The following is an 18,667-nucleotide window of genomic DNA, read 5'->3' as shown; positions in this document are numbered from 1 at the left end:
GAGATGTCTCCTTTCTGGACGCATGCGTGCAGCGCGCGCGTGCTCCTACCAGTCATCGAAAACCAGCGAGCTCATCCAAAAAAAGCCCATGATGTGGACTTTAGATATTCTTGGCTGATCGGAGGCGAGTATGGGAATTCCGTATGCGTACGACAAGAGAGAAGTGCCCTGTTCGGGTACTTTATTTTGCCTTTTATCCACATTGTGGGTTTTCATAAGTCCACTATATGGGCTCAGGAGACGAGCGCGAGACTGGACGCGCCGCGGGGGTCGCGTCCGGAGCCCGGGGGAGTGACCGGCTACGATGGCGGCCGATGGAAGGCTTCAACGCATGTCAGGTCAAGATCCCAAGGGCACGGGTAGAAAGGCTGCGGTTCCGGCGGGAACCCAGAGCATTCAGCGGGTTGTGATGATCCTGCGCGAGCTGGCGGCGCGAAACCGCGAGGGCGCGCGCTTGTCGGACCTGGTCCAGTCCCTGAAACTGGAGCAACCTACGGTGCACCGGATGCTGCGCTCGCTCGTGGCAGAGTCGATGGCGACCCAGGACCCCGATTCAAAGAGGTACTTTCTTGGGCAGACCGTTTATGAATTCGGACTCGCGGCCGGCCATCGATTTGGCCTGAAGGAGTTATGCGAGCCCGTTCTCAGCAGCCTCTCATCCCTGACGCGCGACACCACGTTCCTGGTCGTGAGGAGCGGCGACGAATCGGTTTGCCTCGACCGGCGCGAGGGTGATTCGCCCGTCAAGATCTTCACTCTGGCGATCGGCGACCGTCGTCCGCTCGGGGTGGGGGCGAGCGGCATGGCGTTGCTGTCGGCGTATCCCGAAGACGAAATACGTCGGGTCATCCGGGCAAACGCCGAGCGCTTCGCCAACTATGGTGAAAGCGATCCGAGGGCTCTCGTCGCGCGGGTCCTCAAGGCGAAGGAGCTGGGCTATTCGCTGCGGGATCTGCCCGGCTACGAAGGGATCCGGGCGATAGGCATGCCGATCGTGGACGCCCACGGAAAGCCGATCGCTGCCTTGAGTGTTTCGACCCTGGTAGGCCGGCTGACTGGCAAGAACCTGGATGAACGCTGTCGTCTACTTCGCGAGCACTGCGACGCAGTCAGACGTTTGGTTGCCTAGTGACCCGGGCGATGGGGAAAAGAGGCTGGCCAAACCGTCGATGAATTCGCCGGCCTCCTGTTCGTTCATGGCAGCCGTCACTTCCTTGTCGCTTCGACCTGCGCGACCGCAACCCGCGCGCGTCCAGCCGCTTCGGCATGGCCGCGTTGCGCCAGACCGTCTGCCAGCTGGCGCAGTTGTGCCGCGGTCAGGCCGACGTTCATGCTGAACGCGATATGCGATTGCAGCTGCGACTCGACGCCAGGCAGCGCCGAGAGCGCGCCAACCGTGGCGAGTTCCCGGCTTTGCCAGTCGAGGTTGTCGCGTGCGAACATGGCGCCGAACAGGTGCGACTTCAGGTACTCGTCGATGAGGGGGGCAAACTCGAACAGCGGTCCACGCACGGGCGCGCCAACCAGCTTCGTCTGGTTGGCAGTACCGAGTTCGAGCAGTTCCTGTCCCTTGGGGACCGGGCCGGGCTCACGCCCTGGCGCATCCCGCACGCCGCGCTGCTTGCGCGCGTCCACCACCTTCATCAGTTCGCCAAGCGCATTGAGGCTGCGCGGGAAGCCGGTGTAGGCGTACATCTGCACTAGGATTTCCTTGGTCTCGCTCAGGGTGAGGCCGGCGTCCAGGCCCTGGTTCAGAGCCTGGTTGAGCCGGGGGATGTCGCCCACGGCCGTAGCGGCGGCGATCGGAGCGGCGGCCTGCTGCTTCAAGGAGAGCGACTGCTGGGCGATCGCTGCGGGCTGCTGGCTGCCTGTGCCCTGCTGGGCCGCTGCCGGATGCAGCGCAGAGGCCGCGAGCATCGTGGCCGCGGCCACGATGCATGCGAGGTGCTTCGTCGGATCAACGCGCGTTGTATTGTTCATCGCTGACTTTCTCCATCCCGTTGAAAACCACTGCGGCCATCCAGCGCAGGAACTTCGGAATCTCGTCTTCATCTGTTCATGGTGATCACCAGTTCGAGCCGGGGCCGCTCACAGCTCCTGTTGCGTGGGCCGGAACACGATCTCGTTGACATCCACGTCTTCGGGCTGGCTGATGGCGAATGCCACCATGCGTGCATAGCTTTCGGGGGGATGCCGACCTTGCCGACATACGACTGGTTCGCCGACCGGACGTCTTCCTCGCTGATGTGGTCGAGGAGCTCGGTGGTCACCGCACCAGGCGATATGAGTGTGGTGCGGATGTTGTACGGCTTGGTTTCCTGGCGGAGCCCTTCGGTCAGGGCCCGGACAGCGAACTTCGTGGCGCAGTAGACGGCGGCGTTCAGCGCCGGCCCGCCCCCTTTGTACGGAACATGGACCATGTCAACGGTGGGGGAGGACGGTGCCACCGCAGCCCTTGTCCGAAATCCCCTTGCACTTTATTGGAATGAATCGCGAGCTGGTGCGACAGCAGCATCCCGACGGCCGAGGGCGTAGGGGTTGCCTGTCCATCTAAGCAAGCTACTTGACTGACGGGAACAAGACTTGCAACAATGCTGCGAATTCCGCAGCATCTCAAGTGAAAAAAGCAGGTCGCCCTGATCGCACAGTCGACGCCGAGGTACTGAAGGCAAGTTCTGCCGTGCCCTTCCAGCTCCGCTCACCCCAGCCGGCGCATGTATCGAGTGGCCAATTTGGCAGCCGCCTGCGGCATGCGCGCCGCACGAAAGGAATGAGCCTGAAGCAGGTAGCAGCCTTGGCGGGCTGCACCGAAAGCTTCTTGTCCAAGGTGGAAAACGAGAAGGTCAACCCCTCTTTGAGGATGCTCCACCGGATCGTTGCGATCCTTGAGATCAACATGGCCGCGCTTTTCTCGCAGCGGGACGCGAATGCGGGTCCCATCACGATCATGCGTGCCGGCGATCGGCCATTGATAGAAGTGGACCATCTTCGCCGCGGACCCGGGATCAAGCTGGAGCGCCTGGTGGCCAATCCAGAGGCAGCGTTGCTCCAAGCGAACATCCACCGCGTTGCGCCCAAAGGCTCAACAGACGGCTGGATTCAGCACGAAGGGGAAGAGTTGGGATACGTCATCAGTGGTGAATTGGAGCTCACCGTCGACGGCGATACACAGAAAGTGGGGGAGGGAGATTCGTTTTTCTTCCACTCCAATCTTCCTCACGGGTACAGGAATCCCGGTGACCACGAAGCAGTGGTGGTGTGGGTGAACACTCCTCCAACTTTTTGAGGCCGACCGTGGCGACCTCCAAATTCCGACAGGTCACTGACCTCGATCTGAGACTGCTCCGCAGCTTCGCCGAAATCGTCGATCGGGGCGGTTTTGCGGCGGCACAGGCAGCGCTGAACATCTCGCAGTCGGTGATGAGCGAACACCTGAAGACGCTGGAGGTTCGTCTTGGGTTCGTCCTGTGCAAACGTGGCCCCGGCGGGTTCAAGCTGTTGCCTGAAGGTGAGCGGGTCTACAAGGCGGCCAAGGAGCTGTTCGCTTCCATTGATCATTTCAAGCTCGACATCGGCGAAATCGGGGACGAGATGTCGGGCGAGGTGACGATTGTCGTAGAAGATGAGATCGTGACCAACCCGGAGTGCCGGCTTCCAGAGGCCTTGAGGCTGTTTGGCCAGCGTGCCGGCGACAGGGTGCGGCTCCGAGTTGAAAACATGGTGGGATATCAAGCCATCAGCCATGTTGCAGACGGCTCGGCGCATCTGGGCTTGAGCCTATCCGACGCTCGGTCTCGCGATCTTTGCGCCCAAGTGCTCTTCGAGGAGACCGTGGATCTCTACTGCGGGGTCGGTCACGCGCTGTTCGAGGTTCCCGATCACGAGATTTCCGAGGCAACTCTCGCAAGCTATCCGTATTCCAGCCGAGGCCATCTTGAGTCCAAGAACCTCTCTCTCATCACGCGCGACTACCGACGTGGTGACGTCGGGATTGGCAGCCAGGCGCAATTGGCGCTCGTGCTCTCCGGTCGAGACCTCGGATACGTGGCGCAGCATCTGGCCGGTCCGTTCCTGGCTTCTCGGCGGATCCGGCCAGTCCGCCCGGACATCACACGCCGCATCGCTCCGATTCATGTCGTCAGCCGCGACACCAGTTCGGAGGGCAAGCTGGTAGCCCTCCTGAGAGCGTGCCTCAGGATCGCCCACGGTCCTGGTGCGTCCCAGCACCACCCGAGTGCCTGAGCCATCGCATCAGGGTTAGTACGGTGCATGGTCGGTCACCGGCGAACATTTGTTCTCGACGCACCGATGGTCTGCAGCGGTGCGGACCCATACAGTCGCCTAAGCAACGGAGCAAGAATATGTCGAAGTCGTCTCCCGCCCAGGGATCGAATGCAGGACTTGGAGCGGCACTGTCGATCCGGAACCTCACGAAGCGCTACGGGACCAATGTCCCTGCGGTGAATGACGTCAGCCTCGAGGTCCAGGCGGGCGAGTTCGTCACTTTCCTCGGCCCCAGCGGTTCAGGCAAGACGACAACGCTGAGCATGATCGCCGGATTTACGGAGGTCACGTCCGGCCACATCTTGTTGGGCAAGCAGCCCATCGATGAATTGCCGCCGCACCGCCGCAACATCGGAATGGTGTTCCAAAGCTATTCGCTGTTCCCGCACATGACGGTCTTCGACAACGTGGCGTTTCCGCTGCGCCGGAGAGGCCTTGGGAAATCCGAGACCGACGCGCGTGTCGGTCGAGTGCTCGAGCTGATCCAGCTGTCGGACAAGGCGGACCGATTTCCCAATGCCCTCTCGGGCGGACAGCAGCAACGCGTTGCACTTGCGCGTGCAATCGTTTTCGAGCCGCAACTGCTGCTGATGGACGAGCCCTTGAGTGCGCTTGACAAGAAGTTGCGCGAGCAGATGCAACTGGAGATCCGACGCCTGCACAAGGAGTTGAAGATCACCTTCATCTTCGTCACCCACGACCAGGAGGAGGCGCTGGTGATGTCCGACCGCATCGCCGTCTTCAATGACGGCCGTCTCGCGCAGGTGGGGACCTCCACGGAGCTGTACGAGAACCCTCAGTCCCTGTTTGTCGCCAACTTCCTGGGCGACTCGAACATCTTGCGCGGGCAAGCGCACATTGAAAAGGACGGTCATGTGCTCGTCAACAGCTGTGGACGCTTCTTGGCACCACGTTCGGAACGATTCGATTCGCCTTCACCGGCGGCCATCAGCGTGCGGCCGGAGCGCATGAGGGTGATCCCAGTTAACGCAACCTGCGACGATCCGAATCGCGTCGTGGGGCGCGTTTCGCAGATCATCTACGTGGGGTCATCTCGCAAGGTGGAGGCGGCCCTGCCTGACGGCACCCTGGTTCGCGTCCGGGAACAACCGCGCGATCAAATCCAGGTTCGCGAGGGTTCGGAAGTCGCCATTTGCTGGCCAACGTCTGCCGCCACCCTGTTGCCTCTTGAGCAAGGGGTTGCAGGTGGCTGAGGTGTTCATGCCCATCGGTGCTTCCGAGGTCGAACTCGGGTCCGAGCGTCCGCGGGCGAAACGCATTGCTCTCACGCGGAAATGGCTCCTGATCCCGGTCTTTCTGTTCTTCTCCGCATTCTTCTTTCTTCCGATCTTGACCCTGATCATCCGGAGTGTGACGGACACACCTCCCGGCGCCGGGATGTGGGCGAACTTCGCCTGGTTCATCGAGGAAGAGTCGAACCTGCGCATCTATGGCCGAACGCTCCTGACTGCCGCACGGGTCACGATCGTTTGCGTACTGGTCGCCTATCCCATGGCGTACGCGATGATGCGGGCCCGAGGTGCCTGGAAGCTCGCGATTCTTGGAGTCGTGCTGCTGCCCTTCTGGATCAGCACCGTCGTGCGCAACTTCGCCTGGGTTGTGATCCTGCAGGATCGAGGCGTCCTGAACTACCTCCTGGATCTTGTCGGAATCCCGGCCGTCAGCATCCTAGGAACCAAAACCGCTGTGACTGTCGGGATGGCCCAGGTGCTGCTGCCGTTCGCTCTGCTCCCGATCTACAACTCCATGCAACGCATCGACCCGAATCTCGTCCGCGCCGCATTGATGCTGGGCGCACGGCCAATTGTCGCATTTGCGTTGGTGTTCCTGCCCTTGTCCATGACAGGTGTTTTCGCTGGCGCGCTCCTCGTATTTGTCCTATCGCTTGGCTTCTATGTCACGCCGGCAATGCTGGGGTCAGCACAGGATGCGATGTTCGCGCAGATCATCTTCCGGCAGATCTCCGAGTTGCTGGCCTGGGGTCGGAGCAGCGCAATGGCAACGATCCTGCTGGTGACGACTGTGGGGATCCTGGCGCTCGGGTCTCTTCTGACTCGCCGGTTGCGCAATCGCATTGGCACCAAACCGGAGTAAGACATGGCCGACGACGCCTCACGCAAAAGAGTCTCAGCCGAGCGGCTCGGGAATTGGGTCCTGTTCGCCTTCGCGGGCGTAGTGAGCTTTACGCTCATTGCCCCCCTGCTGATCATCATCCCCATGAGCTTCAGCGACGCGCAATCCTTCGCATTTCCACCGCGCGGATTGTCCCTTCGATGGTATGAAAATCTGTTCACCAGTGAGGCGTGGTACCGCGGTGCTCTGCAATCCGTATTGATTGCTGCCCTCGTGACCGTTCTTTCACTTTTGCTGGGCACCATGGCGGCCCTCGGCATCTCGCGCATGAAGGGGTTCTCGCAAGCAACGATGTCGGCGCTGCTTCTGTCACCCATGATCCTTCCTGTAGTGGTCAGCGGCGTAGGCATTTATGCGGTATTCCTCAAATGGCACCTCACTGCGAACTACCTTGGGTTCGTCCTGGCGCACACGGCGCTTGCGGTACCCTTCGTCTTGACGACCGTCACCGCCGCCCTGAAGACATTCGACCAGACATTGGAGTACGCCGCGGCGAGTTGCGGCGCCACCCCGCTGGCAACCTTCTTTTTCGTCACCCTGCCGATCATTCGCCCCGCACTGGCCAGTGGCGCCTTGTTTGCATTCGTAGCGTCCTTTGATGAAGTCGTAATCGCCCAGTTCCTGGGGGGGCCCGAACTGAAGACGTTGCCCGTTCAGATGTTCACGAGCGTGTACGTCGATTCCGATCCGACCCTGGCTGCCATATCCACGGTCATCATCGCGCTGACCTCGATTGCGATTTTTGCGGTCATCCAGAGCAACATAGGCAAGTCCAGCTACGCCCAGGGTTGAAGGGGCTTATCGAATACACAAATCCATTTCCACCAGGAGAAGTGCGGGCATCGGCCCGCCTACCGAAGGCGCAATCCCCAGAACGCTCAGGTCAAAAGAACTGGTGAATTTCAAACTGGAGAGTGCTGAACCCGATTCCGGGAAGGCCGCCGAAGGTGCAAGCCGGCTACAGCTGGTGAATCTCTCAGGCAAAAGGACAGTGGGGCCGGCGGCATCAAGCTCGCCTGCCCTTCTTCATTCTTCGCAGGAGAGAGAGACGTGAACGTAATCGTTATGGGCGCCGGCATCACCGGTGTCGCGACAGCTTGGTATCTTGGTCAGGCGGGACACGACGTGACCGTGCTGGAACGAAATGCCGGAGCTGCTCGGGAAACGAGCTTTGGCAATGGTGGGCAGATATCCGTCAGCCATGCCGAACCGTGGGCCAATCCTTCAGCGCCGATGAAGCTGCTGAGATGGCTGGGCAAGGAAGACGCACCGCTTCTCTTCCGCTTGCGGGCCGATCCGGCCCAGTGGAGCTGGGGCCTCAAGTTCCTGCTCAACTGCTCACGCGAGCGGTCGACACGGAACATGATCCAGCTCCTCAACCTCGGGACGTACAGTCGCCAATGCCTTCAACAACTGCGCAGGGATCTCGAGATCGAGTACGACCATCAGGCAAGGGGCATCCTTCATTTCTATACGAATCAGAAGGAGCTGGATCTCGCGATCGAGCCGGCGCGAATCATGCGGGAACTCGGCTGCGAGAGGAAGGTGATTGGTCCCGATGAAGTCGTGGCACTCGAACCTGCGATGGTGCACGTTCGTCCGAGTCTGGTCGGCGCCACGTACACGAGCGCCGACGAATCGGGAGACGTGCACAAATTCACCACGGCTTTGGCTGCGAAGTGCCAGGAACAGGGAGTCCGCTTTCGCTACGGCGTCCGCATTCAAAGGCTCCACGCCACGGGCGGCGCCATGACGGGTGTGGAAATCGCATCGGAGTCGGGTCTCTACGAGACAGTGCGAGGAGACGCTTACATCCTCGCGGCTGGAAGCTTCAGCGGTCCACTCGCCAAAGGCGCAGGGGTGAAGCTCGATATCTATCCCGCGAAGGGCTATTCGGCGACGCTGCCTGTCCTAAAGGAACGCCTTGCACCCACAGTTAGCTTGACCGATGACGAATACAAGCTCGTCTTCTCCCGCCTGGGCGACCGGCTGCGCGTCGCCGGCACGGCTGAATTGAACGGCTACGACCTCTCGCTGAATCGCGTTCGATGCGAGGCGATCGTCAGGCGCACACTGGAACTGTTTCCGGGCGTCAGCCGCCAGGAACTCGCCACGTATTGGGCGGGCCTGCGTCCGGCAACTCCGGGCAATGTGCCTTACATCGGCGCGAGTGCGGTGAAGGGGCTGTACCTGAACACCGGGCACGGAACTCTCGGCTGGACGCATGGTTGTGGCTCCGGGCGAGCCCTTGCGGAGCTGATCTCCGGTCGCGATCCCGGGATCGATTTCGATTTTGTGAGGCAGCGCAGCGGACGCTCGCGCGAGTTCGCGATGGTGCACTAAGCGGCCCACTCCCTGCGACGCATGGCACCGGAAACTCCGAAGCAAAGGTCCGAACGTCTACGTTGATGCGTGCCCCGTCGCAATGGTCAGATCGCTGGAATGGAGCATCCGCTTGCTCCCGCCCAGGTCATCAATCACAGCGCAAACTAAGGAGATGAGTGTGTTGAAGAAGCCTTCCAATATGCGTCTCGGGATCGTCCTTAATGATTATCCCGGAGCCCTGGACACTGCGGATTTGCCCGACCCGTTCAATGCGGTGGCACGTCCGGGAACATTGCCCGGCTCGTTCGCGAACCCTGCTTTCTGGCCTGTCCCCACGGCATACGCTGCCGCGCCCGGCACCACCGGTATGGAGATGATCGACGGAACGTCCAGCGCCATCCATGGCATCGCGGAGGCCATCCGCAGGTTGGCACCGCATTGCGATCTCATCGTTGGGCAGTGCGGCTATATGTACGCGGCGCGATCGCAGATTCCTTTGACAACGCCCACGTTACTGAGCGGCCTGGAGCTCCTGCCGAACGCGCTCGCATCCACTCCCCGGCCGGTCGGAGTGCTTACGTTTAATCGGCTCGGCACCGAAAAGATGCTTGCCGGCCATCCGGATCTATCTCGGCTTCGCATCGTGGGCGTCGATGATCAGCCAAGCTGGTCGGTCATTTGGGAACAGGACCTGATAACCAAACAGAGATTGAATCACGAGCAGATGCGCGTGGAACTACTTGAGGTGTGCATGAGGGAGCGCCGCAACGGGGCGTTCTCAGACATCGGAGCGCTCGTCCTGGAATGTACCGCCATGCCGCAGTTTAGAAGGGACATTGTCTCCGCGTTGAGACTGCCCGTCTGGGACATCGCGGCCGTCGCTAAAGCTCTACTCGGGGCTTAGCTTCGACGACCAAGTGCTTGCCACGCCAGCCTGCGCGCCGGAGATTTGCGGAAGCACTTGGTCTGAGGTCGATCGCGCATCGCTTCCCGACGTCCCTCCTGACGCGATCAAAGCCGCACTGCGTGCCTGTGAGAGTCCACTCAGCGAGGCGGCCCGCACGAATCAGCTACTTGGACTGCCAAGTTATGAACTGCTGACTCACTTCAGCAAAGTTCTTTGACCACCACTCCTGGTTTATCGATACCCCGGATTGCGTTTGGGGCAAGTATCGGGAGACCAAAGGATCGATCTTGGGACGACTCTTGACGCTTGCATTGCCGGCCCCCAGCAGTTCGGTGAGCTTCTCTTGCTGTGGTTGCTGCGCAATGAAGTGAAGGAATGCTTCTGCAGCAGGTCGTTCTTTCGAGCCCTTCACCACGGCAAACTGATCCCATGTCATGATTTGTTGATCCGCCACGACAGCCACTTTCGCGCCGGCTTTCGCGGCAAGGAGTGTCCGGCCACCTGAAGAGAGGGCCAGGTCCGCCTGCTTGTTGACAAAGGCATCGGTCAAGCCTCCGGTCGACTGCGTCCACATGATGCTGCTCTTGATCGTGTCCAGCTTCATCAATGCGCGGTTGACGTCCAACGGGTACAACTTGTCCTCGGGGACCCCGTCTGCGAGCAATGCCATCTCCAGGATGCCGGTGGTTGGGCTGTTGTAGATGGCCCGCTTGCCGGGATACTTCTTCAGGTCGAAGAAGTCTGCCCAGCGCCTGGGCGGATTCGCGGCGTACTTCTCCTCGTTGTATGCGAACACGAAAGGAATGACTGCCGTGGGCACCCCGCACTCGTTATTGACAAAGCGCTTGTCGATTCCCGCTGCCACGAATCTCGACGTATCGACCTTTTCGAAAAGCACTCCGCAATTCGCGAGAATGTACGCGGCGTCGCCGGTGTAGACGTCCCACGATGGGTTTCCAGACTCCACCATCGCTTTGAGCTTGGCTTTGGAATTCGGCGCGTCAAGAACGGCCTTGGCGCCGGTCGCTCGTTCGAACGGTTCGACCCATCCGTCGCGATAGCTTTGTTGAGCGCTGCCGCCGAAGGTCGCGATGGTGATTTTCTGACCAGGGAGAGCGGGCTGTGCATTGATGGTCCCACACGCGAGTCCGAGGATGGCAACCGAACCAATCCGCTTCGAAAGTTCAATGGCGAACATATGCGCTCCTTTAATCAAGTACGTGACGATGACTTTTCAGTGCAGGTGGCGTTCGTCAGGTCGCACCCCAAAGTTCATCGCGCCTGCCGATTCAGCGATCTCGCCTGCGATGACGAACTTGAAAGCGATTCTTGCCAAAGCCGGATGCGACACCATCCCAAGATTAGCGAAGCTTTGGTTTGGAGTTCCGATACTGGCGTCACCCCGCTATTGGAATTTCCTCGCATTGGTCGCACTGGTACAAGCGATCGATACCGTGGTGATCCGCCGTATGTCCCCGGACCATCGATGCTCGGAGGAGCGTCAGATGACGTTTTCGGCCCGCATGCGCGTGATCTCGCCTGCGCCGTACCCCAATGACGCAAGGATTGCATCCGTGTGCTCGCCGATCTCCGGTGGGGCGGTGCGGATGGACCCCGGTGTTTCGGAGAGAAAGACCGGCGCTTGCGCCAGTGGAATTGCGGCCGCATGCGACCCGTACTCCATCATCCGGAACAACCCCGCAGCTTGTGTCTGCGGGTGTTCGATCAACTCGCTGGGACGCAGCACGGGACCAGCCGGAATCCGGGCTTGTGCGAGATCGGCAAGCGCCTGCTCCCTGGAGCGGTGCCCGCACCACTCCTGCATGCGGGCGCTGATGATGTCGCCGTTGGCTGCGCGCTTGTCGTCCGTGACAAAGCGAGCATCCTCCAGCCATCCTGGTTCCTCCATCAGCTTCACCCAACGCTCGAAGAGCGGTTGGCCCACCACCTGGCAGAGAATCCACCCGTCCTTGGTAGAGAAGATGTCCGCGGGAGCGGCGGCGAAGCTGCGATTGCCCACTGCGGCGCGGTCATGACCCTTGACCATCGCCTCTGCGGCAAACGCACTTCCCAGCATGGCGGCTGTGGCGAACAAGGAGCCGTCCACCACCTGGCCACGACCAGACCGCTGTCGGGCAAGCAGCGCCATCGCCGTGCCATAAGCGCAGTGCAATGCCGTTGCGAAGTCGCACCAGAGGATCTGAGTGCGTGCCGGCGCACCGGGCTGTCCGCTGAGGAACACCCCTCCTGACATGGCCTGGCCGACGGAATCGAACGCGAGTTGGTTGGCCATCGGCCCGGTGCGGCCGAAGCCCGTCGCCAAGGTGAGGATGGTTCTCGGGTTGATGGCGGAGATCGAGGCTTCGTCCAACCCCATCGCCTGCAGGGTGTTGGGGGGAAGGTTCGCCACGACGACATCCGCGTCCTGAAGCAGCCGCCGGACGATCTCGCGCCCCTGCGGCTTCATCGGATCGAGCGTCATGGATCGCTTGTTCCGGTTCACCTGGAGGAAGAGGGCGCCTTCGCCGGTTTCGAGCATCGGCAGCAAGAAACGGTCTTCGCTGCCGCCGATCTTCTCGATCCGGATGACATCGGCGCCGAATTCAGCAAGAAGAGTAGCGCAGTACGGAGCCGCGACATAGCGCCCGAAGTCCAGCACGCGGATCCCTTTGAGGACCTCCATGCTAGATCGCGCGCGAGGCGCCTCCCCAGTAACGGGCTTTCACTTCCTTCTTGAGCACCTTGCCGTACGCATTCTTGGGCAGTTGTTCTGCAATTTCCACCGACGTGGGCTTCTTGTATGACGCAAGTCGCGAGCGGCAGAACTCGATCAGTTCTTCTTCCCTGGACTGATTTCCTTCGCGCAGCACCACCACCGCCCGAACCGCCTCTCCCCACACATTGTCCGGAACACCGATCACGCACGCCTCGGCCACCGCCTCATGCTGCAGCAGGACCTCCTCCACCTCGCGTGGATAGATGTTGGAACCCCCGGAGATGATCATGTCCTTCACCCGGTCCGTGATGTAGATGTAGCCTTCCTCGTCCCGGACACCAACGTCGCCGGTGTGAAGCCAGCCTTCGCGAAGCACCTCGTCCGTTGCGTCCTTGTTCCGCCAATAGCCGGGAAACACTATGTCTCCCCGGACGGTGATTTCCCCTGCGACATTGGGCGGCACTTCCTTTCCCTCGTCATCCACGATACGCACGCGCACGCCGAGACTTTCCCGTCCAACCGAGCCGAGGCGCTTCAAGCCCTCTGGCGTGGTGATGTCGTACTCGGACTTGTGCATTCCGCAGATGCCACTCGGGGCCTCGCTCTGGCCGTATCCTTGGCCAAAAATCGGTCCGAATACCTCAATTGCGCGCTTGAGCACCTCGGCGTACATCGGGCCGCCACCGCACTGGACGGTCTTGAAGCTCGACAGGTCGTACTCCTTCAGGGCGGGGTAGTTCAGCAACATCTGCACCATCGTGGGCGCCATGAAGGCAGAGGTTGCCTTGAACGTCTGGATCGCCTCGAGTACTTTCGGCGGATCGAATTTTGGCAAGCCAGGGAAGACCTGGGCCGCTCCACGTGCCAAGTGCGAAAGGCCTACGCTGGTCGTGGCATGGGCCATCGGTGCAAAGTGAATGAGCCTGTCGGTTTCACGGATGTCGCGGAGGGAATTCAGCAACCGGCCGGTCACCATGTTGATCAGGTTGCGGTGGGTCTCCATGCAGCCTTTTGGCTTGCCAGTTGTTCCGGAGGTGTAGAAAAGCCACGCAAGGTCATCGGGGTCGATCGTTACATCCGGTGAAGCGTCGCTTGAGCCCTTCAGGAGATCCGCATAGTCCTCGAAGCCCTCGATCTGCTCCATGCAGATCCAATGGCCCACTGTGGGGTGCTGGAGGCGTAAGGCACGCGCGGTCTCTCCGAACTCTGGGGAAAAGACGAAGAACGAAGGCTGCGCGTCCTCCAGCATGAAACCCAGTTCGTCAATATGCAGCTTCGGGTTGAATGGCGTCGCCGCCATTCCGGCTGTTTGCGCGGCCAGGTACACCTCGAAGTGCTCGAAGCGGTTCACCGCCAGGATGGCAACGCGATCGCGTTGCTTGCCGCGGGCAAGGAGCGAATGTGCGATCCTGTTGATGCGCCGAGCGCCGTCCCCGTAGTTGATGGTGACGTCCGGCGTCACCCACAGCGGGCGCCCGGAAAAGTTCAGGGCCGAACGATGGAGCAGGTGGGCGAGGTGCACAGGGGTCAGTCCTGAGTCGAAGGGAAGACAGGCGGACGCTTCTCGAGAAACGCAGTGAGTCCTTCGCGAGCGTCGGGCTCCATGAAGTTCAGTCCTTCATAGGCGACGGACAGGTCAAAGATCGGCGCGGCCTGGCGAACCCAGTGGTTGAGGCAGCGCTTGGTCCAGCGCAGTGCACGCTGAGGCTTCTGACCAAGGGCTTCGGCGAACTTGAGTGCTGTCTCGAGGACTTCCTCCTGCGGCTTGCACATTGACACCAGCCCGATGCGCTCCGCCTCCTTCCCATCAAGCACATCCGCCGTCAGCAGGTACAACTTCGCCTTGGGCAAGCCGCAGTACAGCGGCCACAGCATGGTGGCGTGGTCCCCGGAAGCCACGCCGATGTTCATGTGCGCGTCGCAGAGTTTCGCGGTTTCTGACACGATGGAGATGTCCGCGCTGAGGGCGACCGCCAACCCTGCGCCCGCGGCGGAGCCATTGATCGCGGACACGATGGGCTTGTCCAGGTGGATCATGTTGTAAACGATTCGAAGCGCTTCCTCGCCGGTCTCGATGTGGCGCCCGATCTGCCCAAGCTTGCCAATGCCTTGGGAGAGGTCGCCGCCGACGGAGAAGGCCCGGCCGGCGCCGGTGATCACCGGCACGCGCACTTTCGGGTCGTTCTTGACCGTCGTCCAGACTTCCGCTAGTTCGTAGTGCAGCACGCTGTTTGTCGCGTTGGTCGGCGGACGGTCAATGGTGATCAGCAGCACTCCGTGTGCTCTGTGTTCGAAACGGAGGTGGTGGAATTCGGCGTAGTCCATGTGTAAATCCCCTCGGCTCGCGGCGAGTGCGGCATCGATTGGTAAGAGGGAATTCTGGAACGTCCTGGCGACCGAAGCCATCCGGGAATCGCGAACCAAGCATTTGCAAAACTGGGCGCCGAGGGAGGCGGAGCTGCGTTGGCCCGGACTCACTCGCCTGGCGGCCGCCTGGGAGTGGTTGCGGCGATCGACGGCGGCTGATCCGCTGCGTGGGCCATCACCATGCAGGAACGCAGAAGTGCAATGAGCTTTCCGTGAGGGCCAGTGTCCCGGCTGACAACCTGGACTGGAATCGTACGACGCATCAGATCCGGCCGAATCGACCGCAGCATGCCGGCCTTTACGAATGGCGCTGCGAAGTGCGCAGGAATGTATCCCAGGTTCCTTCCGGAAAGGACCAAGGCGAGCTGTGCCTGGGCGCCGAGGCCGACGTCGCCCGCCCCATATTCTCGGGTGGCCAGTGAAATATCTCTGTATTCGAAGTGGCCCCGGCTGGAATAGGGGTGCGCGCTCAACTGCGCTTCCGTGAGCTCGTGATGAGGAATGGCGAAAAGGGGATGCCCACAGCCGCAATACAATTCTTCGATCTCGTCGAACAGGCGCTGCGTCATGACGTCCCGGGCGCGCACATCGGACACGCTGATGCCCAGTTGCGCCGAGCCGTCGGCCACTCGGCTGATGGCTTGGTAGCCGACCATGGTTTCGACGCGGAGCCTTACGCGTCGGCCCACTCGTTCGCCAAAAATCTTCAAGGCGTTGGGCAGCCGGCAGCCGGGATTCGTGATCACTTCATCTTCGATCGCCAGAACGACTTCACCGGCCATTTCGTCGCCGATCTCTCCGATGTCCGACTTGAAGGAGTGGACGGCGGCAAACAACTGCTTGGCCGCCTTGTAGACCCGTTCCCCTTCCGGCATGAGCTTGAAGCCGCCAGGGCCCCGCTTGCAGAGCACGAAACCGAGTCGAACTTCGAGGGTCTTGAGATGCTCGCTCAAAACCGACTGGGAGATGTTCAGGGAGGCTTGTGCCGCAGCAAATCCTCCGCGATCCACGATCTCTGCAAAGCTGCGGAGCAGCCTCAGATCCAGATCCGTCACCTGGTTCAGTTTGGTCATCGATGCGTCCTCTGCGCGGGTGCGGCCAGCCGCGCGCGACAATCTTAAACCGCGCCACCAAGCGCTTCTTTATGCGACGCCGCCGAGGTTCTTATCGACCCTTCCAAACAGCCGCGCGCTTTTCGGCGAATGCCCGAGCCCCTTCTCTCGCGTCTTCCGAATCGAATACTGGGCGGGTGTACTCCCCTTGGCGCTCGAACATCTCGCCTTCCGGCCAGTCCCGCGATTCGGCGACCACGCGCTTGGACGCGGCGACTGCGAGCGGGCCGTTGACCCGGATTTTGTCAGCCAGGCCGATCGCGGTGTGAAGGGCTCCTCCAGGCTCTGTGAGCTGATTGACCAGTCCGAACTGCGCGGCGTGCTCCGCTGTGAGCAAGTCTCCAGTGAGGATGTATTGCATCGCAATGTGGTAGGGAATGCGGCGAGGCAGCCTGATCAGCCCTCCAGCGACGGCGGCGAGGCCGCGCTTGACTTCGGGCAATCCGAACTTCGCGTCCCGAGACGCGACCACCAGATCGCAGGCCAGGACCATCTCGAAGCCCCCGGCAAGGGCGTAACCCTCCACGGCAGCGATCATTGGCTTCAATGGAGGCTTCTGCGTCAGTCCTCCGAAGCCCCGTCCTTCTACCCGCGGCAATTCTCCGCGCAAGAACCCCTTCAGGTCCATGCCGGAGCAGAAGTTGCCGCCTGCTCCGGTCAGGACACCCACGTGCAAGGCCGGGTTGTCCTGCAGTTCGTCAAGCGCGGCCGCGATCTCGCGTGCCAGGCTCTGGGTCATGGCATTGCGCGCTTCGGGTCTATTCAGCGTCAGGACGAGGACGCCTTCTTCGTGTGCGATCTGGAGTTCCATGGGTTCCTGCGTCAGCGGGGTTGCATGCGGATGGCTCCATCGAGACGGATCGTCTCTCCGTTCATCATGCGGTTTTCGATGATGTGCATCGACAGTCTGGCGAACTCGTCGGGATGTCCCAATCGGGCTGGGTGCGGGACTGAGGCTGCCAGCGAGGCCCGCACGTTCTGGGGCAAGCGCGCGAGAATCGGCGTGTCGAAAATCCCGGGTGCAATCGTCATGACACGTATGGCCCTCTGGGCCAGATCGCGAGCGGCCACGATCGTCATACCGGCGATGCCCGCTTTCGCCGACGCGTACGGGATCTGGCCTACTTGGCCTTCCCAAGCGGCAACCGACGAGGTGAGAATGCAGACACCACGATCACCGTCGATCAAGTCGTTCTTCGCCATCGCCGCTGCAGACAGGCGCAGCACGTTGAAAGTGCCGAACAGGTTGATGCGGACGATGTTTTCGTAGAAATCCTGCGACCCCGGCTTACCCTCCTTGTCGAGGATTCGAAGTGCGCCGCCGCGACCGGCGCAGTGAACGAGGATGCGCAGCGGCTCGCGTTGGATCGCGGCGTCCACGACTTCCTGCATCTGCGCCTCGTGCGTGACGTCCGCAGGCAGGAAGCGAACTGAGGAACCAAGCTCTCTCGCGATCGCCTCTCCGTTGGAGGCGGGGAGGTCTGCAATGACGACCTGGGTGCCCTGCTCAACGAGCCGATGTACTGTGGCGAGCCCCAGGCCGGACGCACCACCGGTGACGATGGCGCTGCTGTTCTTGTAGGTCACAATGTCTCCGCGTCGTGGATTCTCAGAAGCGTTCAAGGATCATGCTGTTGGCCATTCCGCCCGCTTCGCACATGGTTTGCAAGCCATAGCGTCCCTGGTGCATTTCCAGCCAGTTCAAAAGCGTCGTGGTCAGCCTGGCGCCAGACGCCCCCAGGGGGTGGCCCAGCGCAATGGCCCCACCGCTCGGGTTGAGCCGAGCGGGGTCCGCGGCCAAGTCCTTTTGCCACGCGAGAGGTACCGATGCAAACGCTTCGTTGACCTCGTACGCGTCGATGTCGGCGATCTGCAGCCCCGCCTTCGCCAGAACGGCCCGGCTCGACGCTATCGGGGCGGTCAGCATCATCATGGGGTCGTCGCCCCGTACGTCGAATGCAGCGAAACGGGCCCGGGGCTTGAGCCTCAGGCGATTAGCCGCGCGTTCGCTCACGAGCAACACGGCGGCAGCTCCGTCCGTCATTTGGGATGAGTTGCCCGGCGTGATCCGCCAATCGACAATCTCCGGGAAGCGCTGCCGCGCACTGTCGTCTGCGAAAGAGGGCTTGAGCGCAGCGAGCTTTTCAGGCGTTGTGTCCGGCCTGATGGACTCGTCACGGTCAACGACTCCCGTCTTCGTGGAGATCGGTACGATTTCCCGACGGAACTGGCCAGCGTTCGTTGCGGAGGCAGCGCGCTGGTGTGACTGAGCCGAGTAGCGGTCGAGATCTTCGCGGGACAGGCGCCATTTCGCGGCCACCCGCTCGGCAGCCATACCCTGAGAAATCTGCGGACCGTATCGTTCGGCATAGGAGGGACCGAACGGATTCCTGTCCACTCGCGCGCTTCCCATAGGGACACGGCTCATCGACTCGACGCCGCAAGCGATGACGATGTCGTGGGTGCCGGACATGATGCCTTGCGCGCCGAACGCGATCGCCTGTTGCGATGATCCGCACTTGCGATCAATGGTAGTCGACGGAACGTGCTCGGGAAATCCCGCGGCCAGCCACGCCACGCGCCCGGGTGTGGCGGACTGCTCGCTGACCTGGCTCACGCATCCGGTGATCACGTCGCCCACCTCGCCAGGGTCGATGCCGCTGCGTTCGATCAGGTGCCGGAGTACCTGTGCAAGCAGCTCGGTGGGGTGCAGGTCGGTGAAGGCCCCGCCCGTCTTGATGCGTCCGGATGGACTGCGAATGGCATCGATGATGTAGGTAGCCTGCAAGGTCACTTCGGGAA

17 protein-coding genes, 1 pseudogene and 1 riboswitch are annotated in these 18,667 nt (G+C 61.4%); of the genes and pseudogenes, 8 read left to right on the top strand and 10 right to left on the bottom strand.

The genetic code is table 11. The features are described from left to right. The first annotated feature begins 304 nt into the window (after positions 1-304). On the top strand, positions 305-1,129 hold the full coding sequence (locus tag AC1DSA_RS10715; protein WP_477888867.1) for an IclR family transcriptional regulator: 825 nt from the start codon (positions 305-307) through the stop codon (positions 1,127-1,129). A gap of 77 nt (positions 1,130-1,206) precedes the next feature. Here the strand turns inward: AC1DSA_RS10715 and AC1DSA_RS10710 are convergent, their stop codons facing one another. Further along, positions 1,207-1,980, bottom strand: coding sequence for a carboxymuconolactone decarboxylase family protein (locus tag AC1DSA_RS10710; RefSeq protein ID WP_477889152.1), 774 nt, complete (start codon positions 1,978-1,980; stop codon positions 1,207-1,209). A 108-nt stretch (positions 1,981-2,088) separates the two neighbouring features. Next, positions 2,089-2,375, bottom strand: a pseudogene (locus tag AC1DSA_RS10705) (SDR family oxidoreductase); the annotation flags it as partial. A gap of 242 nt (positions 2,376-2,617) precedes the next feature. Here AC1DSA_RS10705 and AC1DSA_RS10700 point away from each other — a divergent pair. The 7 genes from AC1DSA_RS10700 (at position 2,618) to AC1DSA_RS10670 (ending at position 9,667) form a co-directional block, all read left to right on the top strand. Continuing rightward, complete coding sequence (locus AC1DSA_RS10700; protein ID WP_477888865.1) at positions 2,618-3,286, top strand: cupin domain-containing protein; 669 nt, start codon at positions 2,618-2,620, stop codon at positions 3,284-3,286. A gap of 8 nt (positions 3,287-3,294) precedes the next feature. Further along, the gene (locus AC1DSA_RS10695; RefSeq protein WP_477888863.1) at positions 3,295-4,242 is read left to right on the top strand and encodes a LysR family transcriptional regulator; all 948 of its coding nucleotides are present in this window, start codon (positions 3,295-3,297) and stop codon (positions 4,240-4,242) included. A 119-nt stretch (positions 4,243-4,361) separates the two neighbouring features. Further along, positions 4,362-5,498, top strand: coding sequence for an ABC transporter ATP-binding protein (locus AC1DSA_RS10690; RefSeq protein WP_477888861.1), 1,137 nt, complete (start codon positions 4,362-4,364; stop codon positions 5,496-5,498). Continuing rightward, on the top strand, positions 5,473-6,399 hold the full coding sequence (locus AC1DSA_RS10685) for an ABC transporter permease (RefSeq protein WP_477888859.1): 927 nt from the start codon (positions 5,473-5,475) through the stop codon (positions 6,397-6,399). The genes AC1DSA_RS10690 and AC1DSA_RS10685 overlap by 26 nt, the downstream gene beginning before the upstream one ends. Before the next feature lie 3 nt (positions 6,400-6,402). Continuing rightward, complete coding sequence (locus AC1DSA_RS10680) at positions 6,403-7,230, top strand: ABC transporter permease (RefSeq protein ID WP_477888858.1); 828 nt, start codon at positions 6,403-6,405, stop codon at positions 7,228-7,230. Positions 7,231-7,335: 105 nt separating this feature from the next. Further along, positions 7,336-7,440: riboswitch (glycine riboswitch) on the top strand. Between the two features lie 48 nt (positions 7,441-7,488). After that, positions 7,489-8,781, top strand: coding sequence for a D-amino acid dehydrogenase (locus AC1DSA_RS10675; RefSeq protein ID WP_477888857.1), 1,293 nt, complete (start codon positions 7,489-7,491; stop codon positions 8,779-8,781). Between the two features lie 163 nt (positions 8,782-8,944). Further along, the gene (locus AC1DSA_RS10670; protein ID WP_477888856.1) at positions 8,945-9,667 is read left to right on the top strand and encodes an aspartate/glutamate racemase family protein; all 723 of its coding nucleotides are present in this window, start codon (positions 8,945-8,947) and stop codon (positions 9,665-9,667) included. Between the two features lie 166 nt (positions 9,668-9,833). Here AC1DSA_RS10670 and AC1DSA_RS10665 read toward each other — a convergent pair whose 3' ends face one another. From AC1DSA_RS10665 to AC1DSA_RS10630, 8 genes are all read right to left on the bottom strand, one after another. Then, positions 9,834-10,868: an extracellular solute-binding protein gene (locus tag AC1DSA_RS10665; protein WP_477888854.1), complete on the bottom strand. Its 1,035-nt coding sequence runs from the start codon at positions 10,866-10,868 to the stop codon at positions 9,834-9,836. Positions 10,869-11,171: 303 nt separating this feature from the next. Next, positions 11,172-12,353, bottom strand: a complete 1,182-nt coding sequence (locus tag AC1DSA_RS10660; protein ID WP_477888853.1) for a CaiB/BaiF CoA transferase family protein — start codon at positions 12,351-12,353, stop codon at positions 11,172-11,174. A 1-nt stretch (position 12,354) separates the two neighbouring features. Then, positions 12,355-13,908 carry a class I adenylate-forming enzyme family protein gene (locus AC1DSA_RS10655; protein ID WP_477888851.1) on the bottom strand — a complete coding sequence of 518 codons (1,554 nt, stop codon included), beginning with the start codon at positions 13,906-13,908 and terminating at the stop codon, positions 12,355-12,357. A gap of 5 nt (positions 13,909-13,913) precedes the next feature. Then, on the bottom strand, positions 13,914-14,711 hold the full coding sequence (locus AC1DSA_RS10650) for an enoyl-CoA hydratase/isomerase family protein (protein ID WP_477888849.1): 798 nt from the start codon (positions 14,709-14,711) through the stop codon (positions 13,914-13,916). 149 nt (positions 14,712-14,860) lie between these two features. Then, on the bottom strand, positions 14,861-15,826 hold the full coding sequence (locus AC1DSA_RS10645; protein ID WP_477888847.1) for a LysR family transcriptional regulator: 966 nt from the start codon (positions 15,824-15,826) through the stop codon (positions 14,861-14,863). Positions 15,827-15,917: 91 nt separating this feature from the next. Beyond that, entirely contained in the window at positions 15,918-16,676 is a 759-nt protein-coding gene (locus tag AC1DSA_RS10640) for a crotonase/enoyl-CoA hydratase family protein (RefSeq protein WP_477888845.1), read from the bottom strand. A gap of 11 nt (positions 16,677-16,687) precedes the next feature. After that, positions 16,688-17,455: an SDR family NAD(P)-dependent oxidoreductase gene (locus AC1DSA_RS10635; RefSeq protein WP_477889150.1), complete on the bottom strand. Its 768-nt coding sequence runs from the start codon at positions 17,453-17,455 to the stop codon at positions 16,688-16,690. 19 nt (positions 17,456-17,474) lie between these two features. Beyond that, a complete protein-coding gene (locus tag AC1DSA_RS10630; RefSeq protein ID WP_477889148.1) occupies positions 17,475-18,653 on the bottom strand; it encodes a thiolase family protein in 1,179 nt (392 codons plus the stop codon). Positions 18,654-18,667 lie beyond the last annotated feature (14 nt).

The sequence above is a fragment of the Ramlibacter sp. P4_H7 genome, from assembly GCF_056400765.1.
The sequence above is the reverse complement of the archived record's forward strand: the minus strand, read 5'-3'. Positions and strand labels throughout refer to the sequence as shown.

Bases quoted from the DNA above. Each gene is read 5' to 3' on its own strand.
- AC1DSA_RS10715 (WP_477888867.1), top strand. From the start codon at position 305: ATGGCGGCCGATGGAAGGCTTCAACGCATGTCAGGTCAAGATCCCAAG.
- AC1DSA_RS10710 (WP_477889152.1), bottom strand. From the start codon at position 1,980: ATGAACAATACAACGCGCGTTGATCCGACGAAGCACCTCGCATGCATC.
- AC1DSA_RS10690 (WP_477888861.1), top strand. From the start codon at position 4,362: ATGTCGAAGTCGTCTCCCGCCCAGGGATCGAATGCAGGACTTGGAGCG.
- AC1DSA_RS10680 (WP_477888858.1), top strand. From the start codon at position 6,403: ATGGCCGACGACGCCTCACGCAAAAGAGTCTCAGCCGAGCGGCTCGGG.
- AC1DSA_RS10665 (WP_477888854.1), bottom strand. From the start codon at position 10,868: ATGTTCGCCATTGAACTTTCGAAGCGGATTGGTTCGGTTGCCATCCTC.
- AC1DSA_RS10660 (WP_477888853.1), bottom strand. From the start codon at position 12,353: ATGGAGGTCCTCAAAGGGATCCGCGTGCTGGACTTCGGGCGCTATGTC.
- AC1DSA_RS10650 (WP_477888849.1), bottom strand. From the start codon at position 14,711: ATGGACTACGCCGAATTCCACCACCTCCGTTTCGAACACAGAGCACAC.
- AC1DSA_RS10645 (WP_477888847.1), bottom strand. From the start codon at position 15,826: ATGACCAAACTGAACCAGGTGACGGATCTGGATCTGAGGCTGCTCCGC.
- AC1DSA_RS10640 (WP_477888845.1), bottom strand. From the start codon at position 16,676: ATGGAACTCCAGATCGCACACGAAGAAGGCGTCCTCGTCCTGACGCTG.